This is a genomic window from Streptomyces sp. JN8, from assembly GCF_055808075.1.
Genome location: NZ_CM147852.1, coordinates 4003768 through 4015519 on the forward strand (window position 1 = coordinate 4003768; position 11752 = coordinate 4015519).

Consider the following 11752-nt stretch of genomic DNA (forward strand, 5'->3'; position numbering starts at 1 on the left):
AACGCGTTGCACTGCCCAACTCCCGTGGCGCCGCATGGGACACGCCCGAACCGCCCGGCGTCCGCGCCGGGCGCGCCCCGGGTCCGGTCAGCCGTAGCCCAGCGCGTGCAGCCGCTCGTCGTCGATGCCGAAGTGGTGGGCGATCTCGTGGACCACGGTGATCTCGGTCTCCGCGACCACGTCCTCGCGCGACGCGCACATGCGCAGCGTCGGACCCCGGTAGATCGTGATGCGGTCCGGGAGCACCCCGGCGTACCACTCGCCGCGCTCGGTCAGCGGCGTCCCCTCGTAGAGCCCGAGCAGCTCGGGATCGTCCGGGGCCGGCTCGTCCTCCACGAACACCGCGACGTTGTCCATCAGCCGCGTCAGTTCCGGCGGGATCCGGTCCAGGGCCTCGGCGACCAGCTCTTCGAACTCCTCGCGCGTCATCTCCAGCACGCGCCCATTGTCCCCCCGCCGGAAACCGTTTTGGCGATAGCGGCCGGGATCCCATATGCTTCTCACGTCCCCGACGCGCTGCAAAGCGCGCAGGTGAGCCTCTAGCCCTCATCGTCTAGTGGCCCAGGACGCCGCCCTTTCAAGGCGGTAGCACGGGTTCGAATCCCGTTGGGGGCACGCAGTACCGTGTGCGACACTAGTGATCGCGCACAAGCATGGCTCTGTGGAGCAGTTGGTTAGCTCGCCACCCTGTCAAGGTGGAGGTCGCGGGTTCAAGTCCCGTCAGAGTCGCTGAAGCTGGAGACAGCTTCGTGGCTGGGTAGCTCAGTTGGTACGAGCGATCGCCTGAAAAGCGATAGGTCGCCGGTTCGACCCCGGCCCCAGCCACAAGACGAAGGCCCCGTTCGAGAGAACGGGGCCTTCGGCGTTCCCGGGGACGGGAGACCGTGGACGAGCCGCGCCTCCGGCGGTGGAGAGCCCGGCGCCGCACCGGGCGGTACGGGGAGGAGGCCCGGCGCCCCCTGGAGGTACGCCGGTCTCCTCCCCCGCCGTCACGTCTCCTCGCGTTCCCCCGTACGACTCCCCCGCCTCGACCGCAGCGCGAGCACCAGCGCCACCACGGCCACCACCGCGGCGAGCAGAGCCCAGTCGGGGACCGCCCGGCCGAGCGAGGCCACCCGCTGCTCCACCGCGAACGAGTCGTCCACCGACAGCAGGCCCGGCAGCGCGGTCGTCCCGTCGAAGACCAGGAAGAGCGTGCCGAGGGCCACGAAGAACAGGCCCGAGAGCAGCGACGTCGAGTGGAGCGTGAGCGGGCCCACCCGGAGCGGGCGGCCGCGCAGCCAGGACCGCCGGGCCAGGTCGTACCGCTCCCAGAGCAGCGCGAGCACGAACAGCGGAACGGCCATGCCCAGCGCGTAGACGGCGAGGAGCAGCCCGCCGTACGCCGGGCTGCCGCTCAGCGCCGCCACCGTCAGGACGCTCCCGAGGATCGGCCCCGCGCAGAAGCCCGCCAGACCGTAGACCAGTCCGAGGGCGTACACCGAGAGCGCCGACGTGGGCCGGATCCGGCCGCTCGCCTCGGCGATCCGGCGGGAGGCGAAGCCGAGCCCGAGGATCTGGAGGACGCCGAGACCGATGATCAGCCAGCCGCCGACGGCGACGAGCAGGTCCCGGTGGCCGTAGAACAGCCGGCCCGCGAACGAACCGGCCGCGCCGAGCGGGACGAGCGTGGTGGCCAGCCCCGCGTAGAGGACGCCGGTCCTCGCCACCAGCTTCGCGCGCGTGTCGATCGAGTACGCGAAGAAGGCCGGGAGCAGCAGGGCGCTGCACGGGCTGAGCAGGGCGAGCAGACCGCCGAGGAAGGCGGCGAAGTAGCCGATGCCGGTGGTCACCGCGTGGCGTCCGGGGTCGGCTTCGAGGCCCCGGCGGACGGCTTCGCCGCCTTCGCCGCCGCCTCGATCGTCTGCGTGAACGTCTCCAGCGGCTGGGCGCCGGCGATCGGCCGGCCGTTGATCAGGAACGACGGGGTGGACGTGGCGCCGAGGGAGTACCCCTGCTCCTGGTCCGCAGCCACGGCCTTGCGGGCCGCCGCGCCCTCGCTGTCCTGCGCGAACCGGGCCGCGTCGGGGACGCCCGCCTCCTCGGCCAGGGCCGCGAGCCGCTCCTTGCCGAAGCCCTTCTCCTTGGCGCCCTCGGCGTAGGCGGCCCGGTGGAACTCCCAGAACCGGCCCTGCTGCCCGGCCGCCCAGGAGGCGCGGGCGACCGCCTCGGACTCCGCGCCGAAGATCGGGAAGTTCCGCCACTCGATCCGCAGGACGCCCTCGTCGACGTACTTCTCGATCAGGACCGGCTCGGTGTCCCGGGCGAACTTGCCGCAGTAGCCGCACTTGAAGTCGGCGTACTCGATGAGGACCACGGGGGCGTCGGCGCGGCCGAGGGCGAGCCGGTCGGCGGGGTCGCGGCGGGCGTAGGCCTCCAGCTCGGCGTAGACCCCGGCCGAGGGGTCTGCGGAGACCTCGGCGACGGAGGAGGAACCGGCGGCGCCGGGGGGCGTGGGCCGGGTGGCGGTGTACGAGACGACGCCGAGCAGGACGGCGGCGACGGCCACCCCGGAGACGACGGCGATCGGCTTGGACCTGGACATGCGGAAGCGCTCCTGAGGAGAGAGGAGAAGAGGGAAGGAGGGGACGGCGGGGAAGGCCGTCCCTCTAGACCCTCAGGACCGACAGCTCCACGGGAGACGGGGACACGCGCGCGGGTGGCTCCCGGCCGGGCGGCACGCTCCGGGCCCCCGGGTCCTGCGCCCGGGCGCCGCACGGCGTGCGGTCGTCGGCCAGGGCCGGGAGGAGCTCCGCGAAGGCGTGCGCGCGCGGGGGTACGACGGGGCCGGCGGCCCCTTCGTCGACGGGGTGGCCCGGGTCGCAGCCGGGGACGGCGGCGCCCAGGACGACCGGGGCGGCCCCCGCGGGCACGGCCGTCGCCGCTCCGCACACCAGGAGTCCGAGGACCAGCGCCGCGAGCGCGGCGAACGCCGCCGGCACGCGGGTGGTACGGAACATTGCGAAACCTCTCCGGTCCGGTCGACGTGCCCGAAATAGTACGCACCCCGGCATCCCGCGCCCGGCAGCCGCCCGCAGCCGGGGCGCCGCCCGCGGGATCCCCGGCGGGGCACTCGTAAATCGGTTCGCCGCTTCTCGGCCGCAGGTGCGATCCTGGATTCCGTATGTCTACTTCCTTCGCCGCCCTCCAGTCCGTCCTGGCCGAGGTCTCGCTGCGGGACTCCCACCGGCTCGGCCGCCGTCTCGAAGGCGCCCGCCGCATCCGCAAGCCCGAGGCCCGCGCGGCCGTCCTGGACGAGATCGCCGCCGAGGCGGCCAAGGCCAAGGAGCGCGTCGACGGGCGCGCCTCCCGCGTGCCCGCGGTCACGTACCCCGAGCAGCTGCCCGTCTCGCAGAAGAAGGACGAGATCCTGGAGGCGATACGCGACCACCAGGTCGTGATCGTCGCCGGTGAGACGGGTTCGGGTAAGACCACCCAGATCCCGAAGATCTGTCTGGAGCTGGGCCGTGGCGTCCGGGGCATGATCGGGCACACCCAGCCCCGCCGGATCGCCGCCCGCACGGTCGCGGAGCGGGTCGCCGAGGAGCTGAGGACCCCGCTCGGCGAGGCCGTCGGCTGGAAGGTGCGCTTCACCGACCAGGTGAACCCCGACGCGACCTTCGTGAAGCTGATGACGGACGGCATCCTGCTCGCCGAGATCCAGACGGACCGCGAGCTGCGCGCCTACGACACGATCATCATCGACGAGGCCCACGAGCGGTCCCTCAACATCGACTTCCTGCTCGGCTATCTGGCCCAGCTGCTGCCGAAGCGCCCCGACCTCAAGGTCGTGATCACCTCGGCGACCATCGACCCGGAGCGCTTCTCCCGCCACTTCGGCGACGCCCCGATCGTCGAGGTCTCCGGCCGCACGTACCCGGTCGAGGTCCGCTACCGGCCCCTCCTGGAGGAGGACTCCGAGGAGTCCGACCGGGACCAGATCACCGCGATCTGCGACGCCGTCGACGAGCTCCAGAAGGAAGGTCCCGGCGACGTCCTGGTCTTCCTCTCCGGGGAGCGAGAGATCCGCGACACGGCGGACGCGCTCACCAAGAGGAAGCTGTTCAACACGGAGATCCTCCCGCTCTACGCACGGCTCTCCCACGCCGAGCAGCACCGGGTCTTCCAGGCGCACTCCGGCCGCCGGATCGTCCTCGCGACGAACGTCGCCGAGACGTCGCTGACCGTCCCCGGCATCAAGTACGTGATCGACCCGGGCACCGCCCGCATCTCCCGCTACTCGCACCGGACCAAGGTCCAGCGGCTGCCGATCGAGCCGGTCAGCCAGGCCAGCGCCAACCAGCGCAAGGGCCGCTGCGGCCGTACGTCCGACGGCATCTGCATCCGGCTGTACTCGGAGGACGACTTCCTCACGCGGCCGGAGTTCACGGACGCCGAGATCCTCCGGACGAACCTCGCCTCCGTCATCCTCCAGATGACCGCGGCCGGCCTCGGCGAGATCGAGAAGTTCCCCTTCATCGACCCGCCGGACCACCGCAACATCCGGGACGGCGTGCAGCTCCTCCAGGAGCTCGGCGCGATCGACCCGACGGAGAAGGATCCCAAGAAACGGCTGACCCAGCAGGGCCGGAAGCTCTCCCAGCTGCCCGTGGACCCCCGGCTCGCCCGGATGGTGCTGGAGGCCGACAAGAACGGCTGCGTCCGCGAGGTCATGGTGATCGCGGCGGCGCTGTCCATCCAGGACCCGCGCGAGCGGCCCTCGGAGAAGCAGGCCCAGGCCGACCAGCAGCACGCCCGGTTCAAGGACGAGACGAGCGACTTCCTCGCCTTCCTGAACCTCTGGCGCTACGTCCGCGAGCAGCAGAAGGAGCGCGGCTCCAGCTCCTTCCGCCGGATGTGCAAGCAGGAGTACCTGAACTTCCTGCGCATCCGCGAGTGGCAGGACATCTACAGCCAGCTGCGGACGGTCGCCAAGCAGATGGGCATCCACCTCAACGAGGAGGACGCGCCCGAGCAGTCCGTCCACGTCTCGCTCCTGGCCGGCCTGCTCAGCCACATCGGCCTGAAGGACGTGAAGGAGTCCAAGGACGGGGCGAAGGACGGGGCCCGCCGCGAAGGCGGCCGGGGCGAGTACCTCGGCGCGCGGAACGCCAAGTTCGCGATCTTCCCCGGTTCCGCGCTGTTCAAGAAGCCGCCGCGCTTCGTCATGTCCGCCGAGCTGGTGGAGACCTCACGGCTGTGGGCCCGGGTCAACGCGCGCGTGGAGCCCGAGTGGATCGAGCCGCTCGCCCAGCACCTGGTGAAGAAGACGTACAGCGAGCCGCACTGGGAGAAGGACCAGGCGGCCGTGATGGCCTTCGAGAAGGTCACGCTGTACGGCGTCCCGATCGTCGCCGACCGCAAGGTCAACTACGGCCGGATCGATCCCGAGGTCTCCCGCGACCTGTTCATCAGGAACGCGCTGGTCGAGGGCGACTGGCGCACCCACCACAAGTTCTTCGCGGACAACCGCCGGCTCCTCACCGAGGTCGAGGAGCTGGAGCACCGGGCGCGGCGCCGGGACATCCTGGTCGACGACGAGACGCTCTTCGACTTCTACGACAAGCGCGTCCCCGAACACGTCGTGTCCGGAGCCCACTTCGACTCGTGGTGGAAGCACAAGCGCCGGGACGAGCCGGAGTTCCTGGACTTCGAGCGCGAGATGCTCATCAACGAGAAGGCCGCCGGGGTCACCAAGGACGACTACCCGGACTCCTGGCGGCAGGGTCCGCTGAAGTTCCGGGTGACGTACCAGTTCGAGCCCGGCGCGGACGCGGACGGCGTGACCGTGCACGTCCCGCTCCAGGTCCTGAACCAGGTGACCGAGGACGGCTTCGAGTGGCAGATCCCCGGTCTGCGCGCCGAGGTCGTCACCGAGCTGATCCGCTCCCTGCCGAAGCCGATCCGCCGCCACTACGTGCCCGCGCCGAACTTCGCGTCCCGTTTCCTGGACACCGTCGTGCCCGTGCAGGAGCCGCTGACCGGGGCGCTCGCCCGCGAGCTCCAGCGGATGGTCGGCGTACCGGTGACGGCCGAGGACTTCGACTGGTCGAAGGTGCCCGAGCACCTCAAGGTGACGTTCCGGATCATCGACGAGCGGCGCCGGAAGCTCGCCGAGGAGAAGGACCTGGAGACACTGCGGCTGCGGCTGCGCCCGAAGGCCCGTCAGGCGCTGTCCCAGGCCGCCGCGGCGGCGACGGGCGGCCCGGACGGCTCCGGGCCCTCCCTGGAGCGCACGGGCCTCAAGGACTGGACGATCGGGACCCTCACCAAGGTCTTCGAGACCAGGCGGGGCGGCCAGCCGGTCAAGGCGTTCCCGGCGCTGGTCGACGAGGGCGACTCGGTGGCCGTCCGGCTCTTCGACACGGAGGCCGAGCAGCAGCCGGCCATGTGGCGGGGCACCCGGAAGCTGATCATGCTGAACATCCCGGTGAACCCGGCGAAGTTCGCCTCGGACAAGCTGACCAACCAGCAGAAGCTGGCCCTGTCGTCGAACCCGCACGGCTCGATCCAGGCCCTCTTCGACGACTGCGCCACCGCGGCGGCCGACAAGCTGATCGCGGACCACGGCGGTCCGGTGTGGGACGAGGAGTCGTTCCGGAAGCTGTTCGACAAGGTCCGGGCCGACCTGGTGGACACGACCGTGCGGACGGTGGGCCAGGTCCAGCAGGTCCTGGCGGCCTGGCAGGCGTGCGAGCGCCGGCTGAAGTCGACGAACAGCCTGGCGCTGATCGACAACCTGACGGACGTGCGCACGCAGCTGGCGTGGCTGATGCCGGCCGGCTTCGTCACCCGTACGGGTCTGAAGCGGCTGCCCGACCTGATGCGCTACCTGGTGGCGGTGGACCGGCGGCTCCAGCAGATGCCGACCGGGGTCCAGCGGGACACCACCCGGATGGAGAAGGTCCGGGAGATGCTGGACGAGTACGCCTGGCTGCTCGAACAGCTCCCCAAGGGCCGTCCGGTGCCGTCCGAGGTGACCGACATCCGCTGGATGATCGAGGAGCTGCGGGTGAGCTACTTCGCCCACGCGCTCGGCACGGCGCACCCCGTCTCGGACAAGCGGATCGTGAAGGCGATCGACGCGGCGGCCCCGTAGCGGACCGTCGCCGTCGGCGAGTTCGACCGGACCCCCTGACCTGCTGTACAGTCTTGCTCGCAGCCGCTTACGAGGGGCTGCGAGCAAGGCTCTGTGGAGCAGTTGGTTAGCTCGCCACCCTGTCAAGGTGGAGGTCGCGGGTTCAAGTCCCGTCAGAGTCGCTTTTCACGAAGGCCCGCATCGCGAGATGCGGGCCTTCGTTGTGTCCCGGTGCTTGACGGGGCCAGGAGCCCGCCGGTACTCCGGACATCAGGGAATCGGGGGCCCACACCGGAGGTGGTCGCGCATGGCCGCGGCGTCCGCAGCACGGCACGAGACGAGAGCACTGCTGCGCGCCCATCTGGCGGCCGCGTCGCGGTACGGACACCTGACCCGCCATTGCGTCGTCTGCCACCGCCTCCTGAGGCTCTCCATGGACCTTCCGGAGCCCGAGGGGCCACAGGACGGCCGGGACGCTCCCGAGGGGCCGGTGGGCGCCGAGAGGCCCGAGGGGCTCGCAGAGCCGGGAGAGTCGCCCGCAGAGCCGGGAGAGCCTCCTGCGGGGCCCGGACGGACCGCGGGAGAGCCGGAAGAGCCGGGAGAGCGGCCGGCGAGGCGCCGGGGGCCGGCGGGGGATACCGGGGGGCCGGTCGGCGACGGCGGGGACGAAGGTCCCGCCGACCCATGACCAACGGCGGGTCGAGGCCGTTCCGGGAAGTGGCAGGCTGTTCTTTGGCAAGAGTCGGCCAGTGTGACGGGAGTCACTGAAGTAGTTTCAGAAACCGCTTCACTTACACCCTCCCTACACAGGCGCGATTTAATGCGTGCAATTGCACCACCCCTCGCGGAGTGGCGCCGGGCACAAAAGAAGATCGCGCCAGACCCGGCGGAGTCCAGCGCGATCGTTGACGAAGGCCTGTTGGGGCAGGAATCCGTCGGCAGAGCTAGGTGTGGGCGACCGGATTGGGGGATCCGGACGGGCCCGGTGTTACGGGGTACTGCTGGGTACTACGGGGTGTTTGCGCGACCTCAGGCCTCGCTGCGCTGCTGCGGAATGCCCGCCAGCAGCGCGCGAACCTCAGCTTCGCGGTACCGGCGGTGCCCACCCAGGGTGCGGATGGACGTGAGCTTTCCGGCCTTCGCCCAACGGGTCACCGTCTTCGGGTCCACGCGGAACATCGTGGCAACCTCGGCAGGGGTCAGCAGCGGCTCGGCATCAGGGGTGCGAGCGGTCATGAGCGGCCTCCTCGGGAGAACCGAACCTTCTCGGTTCTTTCCTCTAAATTCTGCACCTTGACCCGCGTTGCCCGAAATGGCAGAAGCGGGCCGAGTCGGTTATAGGACGAACGGCTTGTCCTCGGCACTACAACTACACCATCCGTCCAGCCACGTCGGCCAAACCGATGGAATTGCCCTCGCAGGTGTTCATCAGCGGCGGAAGTCGATGGACCATGCCATAACGGACAGTCACGCCACTGTGACGATCAGTCACAGAGCGATCAGGAGTCCTCAGACCCCCCATAGAGTGCAATGCTGAGCGTTCCGCCCATAGATGGACGGAAGGAACCCTCCCCGGACTCCTTGTCCTATTTTGGCACGAGGGTGGGCGATGGGCGCAAGGGTGCGTTACGTGCTGTCCGTCACGCTTGAGCCAAAGGCCCGGATCGGGACCAACGTCCCCGCCCGGCGGGTGCCGAAGGACCCGGAGCCCCCCGGCGCCGCCCGGAGCTCCCCCGGCATACAAAACCGGGCAGGCGGTATCCGGACAACCCTGAAGATCATTTACACCCGTCGGACATGTCTTGTCGATACCGACCTGACGAAGATGCCCGACTGATGTCAGTTCGCGAAGCGAAGATCCCGCACCTTCCGCCAGCGCTCCGCGAGCCGCCCGTACGCCGCACTCGCCCGCTCCCCGTCGCCGGCGCGCAGGGCCGCGATGCCCTCCGCCATCTCCGCCGCCGACCGGTCCTCCGCCAGCCACTCCTCCGGGACCGCGTGCACCAGGCCCCCGAAGTCCAGCTCCACCAGCGCCCGCGGGTGGAACTCCTCCAGCCAGCGCCCCACCTCGACCAGGCCCTCCGTCATGGGCCCCTCGTCGATCGACTCCCGCAGCGCCCGCAGGGCCCGCGCGAGGCGGCGGCGCGCCTGCGCCATCGTCGTCCGGTAGCGCAGCACCGGCGCCCTCCCCGGCCCGTCCTCGCCGGACGGCCGCTTCCCCGGCGCGTACTCCCGGTCCTCGTCCCCGAAGAGCGCGAACCAGCGCAGCGGGACGTGCCACACCGCCGTACGGATCCACGGACGCGCGTCCGGGTTCCTGCTCAGCCACCGCTCGTAGTCGCTCTCGACCTGCAGGCGCACCACCGGCGGCAGCATCGCGTCGAGCACCGGCTCCGGGAACTGGCCCACCAGCTCCTGGAGGGCCAGCCACCCGCGCAGCCTGGTCCGCCAGGGGCAGATCACCACCACCCCGTCCAGCCGGGCGACGAAGGCCTCCCCGCTCTCGTGGACCGGCACCGGGACCGGCGGCGTCGGCAGCAGGTCGGCCAGCGAGCGCCGCAGCTCCTCCTGCGCCCCCGGGGTGCGCGCCCGGCCCGCGTAGCGGGTCCAGTGGGTCCGCTCGGGCTCGGGGAACGCGGCCAGCGGCTCGTACACCCGGAGATAGGACGCGTAGGGGATGAGGACCGAGGAGGCGACCGACATGTCGCGAATCCTTCCACGGAGGTACTCCGGGAGGGGGTGATCCTGAGCACTGCCGCCGATCTACGCCCAGGTAGGACTTACCCTCGTGCCGAACTGGTCCTCCCCCACCCGCAGGGAGGTCCGCAACCGCCGCTTCGTACTTGGGAGTCACCACCGTGACCGATGTGACCGGCGTTCCTGCTGACGTACTGCACACCCTGTTCCACTCGGAGCAGGGTGGCCACGAGCAAGTCGTGCTCTGTCAGGACCGCGCCACCGGCCTCAAGGCCGTCATCGCCCTCCACTCCACCGCCCTGGGCCCCGCCCTCGGCGGCACCCGCTTCTACCCGTACGCCACCGAGGCCGCGGCCGTCGCCGACGCCCTCAACCTGGCCCGGGGCATGTCGTACAAGAACGCCATGGCCGGCCTGGACCACGGCGGCGGCAAGGCCGTCATCATCGGCGACCCCGAGAAGATCAAGTCGGAGGAGCTCCTCCTCGCCTACGGCCGCTTCGTCGCCTCCCTCGGCGGCCGGTACGTCACGGCCTGCGACGTCGGCACCTACGTCGCCGACATGGACGTGGTCGCCCGCGAGAACCGGTGGACCACCGGCCGCTCCCCCGAGAACGGCGGCGCCGGCGACTCCTCCGTCCTCACCGCCTTCGGCGTCTTCCAGGGCATGCGCGCCTCCGCGCAGACCCTCTGGGGCGACCCGACGCTGCGCGGCCGCAAGGTCGGCGTCGCGGGCGTCGGCAAGGTCGGCCACTACCTCGTCGAGCACCTCCTGGAGGACGGCGCCGAGGTCGTGATCACCGACGTGCGCGAGGAGTCGGTCCGCCGGATCACCGACAAGCACCCGCAGGTCGCCGTCGTCGCCGACACCGACGCGCTCATCCGCGTCGAGGGCCTCGACATCTACGCGCCCTGCGCGCTCGGCGGCGCCCTCAACGAGGAGACCGTCCCCTTCATCACCGCGAGCGTGGTCTGCGGCGCGGCGAACAACCAGCTCGCCCACCCGGGCATCGAGAAGGACCTCGTCGAGCGCGGGATCCTCTACGCGCCCGACTACGTGGTCAACGCCGGCGGCGTGATCCAGGTCGCCGACGAGCTGCACGGCTTCGACTTCGACCGCTGCAAGGCCAAGGCCACGAAGATCTTCGACACCACCCTCGAAATCTTCGCACGTGCGAAGGCCGACGGGATTCCGCCGGCCGCCGCGTCCGACCGGATCGCCGAGCAGCGGATGGCGGACGCCCGCCGCGCCTAGCCGCGCCCGGGAGCCGACCCGCCGCCGGGGAGTCCGTGGGGCGTCCGTGGGGGCCCGTGGGGCGCCCACGGGGAGACTTCGCTCACGCCCCTCGGCGGGTCGGCCCTCGAGAAGAGGTTAAAATCGCGATTGACCAGCGAGGAAAGGGCGCCTCGATGGTTCTGTACCGGGGTATGTGATGCGCGCGGCGTACCGTAGACCCGCGGAAACAGGTACCGTTGAAGCCCTACGGACCGGTCTCTCTGTCGAGAGCCCGTTCCGAATCATGAACGCGTGTCAAGACTCTGGGGCCATCGAGCCCCGTCACCGAGGGGGTCGAGCCATGGGGCGCGGCCGGGCAAAGGCCAAGCAGACCAAGGTCGCCCGCCAGCTGAAGTACAGCAGCGGCGGGACAGACCTGACGCGTCTGGCCAATGAGCTGGGCGCTTCGACTTCGAACCAGCCGCCGAATGGCGAGCCGTTCGAGGACGACGACGAGGAAGACGACCCGTACGCCCAGTACGCGGATCTCTATAACGAGGACGACGAGGACGAGGACGACGAGTCCGGTCCGAGTGCGTCCCCGCGTCGCGCTTGACCTTCTGAATCGCATCGCAGAAACCCGGTCCGGGATCACCCGGCCGGGTTTCTGTGCTGTCCGCATCCGTCGGCAGGCGGCTGCGTCGGGAGCGGCCGGCCCCGGCCC

General features: G+C 70.6%; 10 protein-coding genes and 4 tRNA genes. 8 read left to right on the forward strand and 6 right to left on the reverse strand.

Translation table 11 applies throughout. The annotated features are described in order from the left end of the window. Nucleotides 1-87 precede the first annotated feature (87 nt). Nucleotides 88-438 carry a metallopeptidase family protein gene (locus tag ACY0MR_RS17505; protein WP_361860507.1) on the reverse strand — a complete coding sequence of 117 codons (351 nt, stop codon included), beginning with the start codon at nt 436-438 and terminating at the stop codon, nt 88-90. Nucleotides 439-542: 104 nt separating this feature from the next. Here ACY0MR_RS17505 and ACY0MR_RS17510 point away from each other — a divergent pair. From ACY0MR_RS17510 to ACY0MR_RS17520, 3 genes are all read left to right on the forward strand, one after another. Continuing rightward, nucleotides 543-615: transfer RNA gene (locus tag ACY0MR_RS17510), tRNA-Glu, on the forward strand. Between the two features lie 40 nt (nt 616-655). Next, a tRNA-Asp gene (locus ACY0MR_RS17515) sits at nt 656-729 on the forward strand. Between the two features lie 22 nt (nt 730-751). Beyond that, nucleotides 752-825, forward strand: a tRNA-Phe gene (locus tag ACY0MR_RS17520). 164 nt (nt 826-989) lie between these two features. On the opposite strand, the gene ACY0MR_RS17525 is transcribed toward ACY0MR_RS17520, so the two are convergent. The 3 genes from ACY0MR_RS17525 to ACY0MR_RS17535 form a co-directional block, all read right to left on the reverse strand. Continuing rightward, entirely contained in the window at nt 990-1832 is an 843-nt protein-coding gene (locus ACY0MR_RS17525) for a cytochrome c biogenesis CcdA family protein (protein ID WP_473561517.1), read from the reverse strand. Continuing rightward, on the reverse strand, nt 1829-2584 hold the full coding sequence (locus ACY0MR_RS17530) for a DsbA family protein (RefSeq protein ID WP_404084196.1): 756 nt from the start codon (nt 2582-2584) through the stop codon (nt 1829-1831). The genes ACY0MR_RS17525 and ACY0MR_RS17530 overlap by 4 nt, the downstream gene beginning before the upstream one ends. 64 nt (nt 2585-2648) lie before the next feature. After that, nucleotides 2649-2999, reverse strand: coding sequence for a hypothetical protein (locus ACY0MR_RS17535; protein WP_361860499.1), 351 nt, complete (start codon nt 2997-2999; stop codon nt 2649-2651). 164 nt (nt 3000-3163) lie between these two features. Between ACY0MR_RS17535 and hrpA the strand changes: the two genes are divergently transcribed. The 3 genes from hrpA to ACY0MR_RS17550 all read left to right on the forward strand — a co-directional run bounded on the left by hrpA (nt 3164) and on the right by ACY0MR_RS17550 (nt 7805). Further along, a complete protein-coding gene (gene hrpA / locus ACY0MR_RS17540; RefSeq protein ID WP_473561519.1) occupies nt 3164-7138 on the forward strand; it encodes an ATP-dependent RNA helicase HrpA in 3975 nt (1324 codons plus the stop codon). An 87-nt stretch (nt 7139-7225) separates the two neighbouring features. Continuing rightward, nucleotides 7226-7299, forward strand: a tRNA-Asp gene (locus ACY0MR_RS17545). A gap of 125 nt (nt 7300-7424) precedes the next feature. After that, nucleotides 7425-7805, forward strand: a complete 381-nt coding sequence (locus ACY0MR_RS17550; RefSeq protein ID WP_392866709.1) for a DUF6274 family protein — start codon at nt 7425-7427, stop codon at nt 7803-7805. A gap of 341 nt (nt 7806-8146) precedes the next feature. On the opposite strand, the gene bldC is transcribed toward ACY0MR_RS17550, so the two are convergent. After that, complete coding sequence (gene bldC / locus ACY0MR_RS17555; protein ID WP_003949541.1) at nt 8147-8353, reverse strand: developmental transcriptional regulator BldC; 207 nt, start codon at nt 8351-8353, stop codon at nt 8147-8149. A gap of 603 nt (nt 8354-8956) precedes the next feature. Continuing rightward, nucleotides 8957-9820, reverse strand: a complete 864-nt coding sequence (locus tag ACY0MR_RS17560; RefSeq protein WP_404084191.1) for a DUF8083 family protein — start codon at nt 9818-9820, stop codon at nt 8957-8959. A 155-nt stretch (nt 9821-9975) separates the two neighbouring features. On the opposite strand from ACY0MR_RS17560, the gene ACY0MR_RS17565 reads away from it, so the two are divergent. Both ACY0MR_RS17565 and ACY0MR_RS17570 read left to right on the forward strand, forming a co-directional pair. Continuing rightward, nucleotides 9976-11067 (forward strand): Leu/Phe/Val dehydrogenase, encoded by a 1092-nt coding sequence (locus tag ACY0MR_RS17565; protein WP_361859551.1) that lies wholly within the window; start codon nt 9976-9978, stop codon nt 11065-11067. Between the two features lie 322 nt (nt 11068-11389). Beyond that, a complete protein-coding gene (locus ACY0MR_RS17570; RefSeq protein ID WP_030318267.1) occupies nt 11390-11644 on the forward strand; it encodes a DUF3073 domain-containing protein in 255 nt (84 codons plus the stop codon). The last annotated feature ends 108 nt before the right edge of the window (nt 11645-11752 follow it).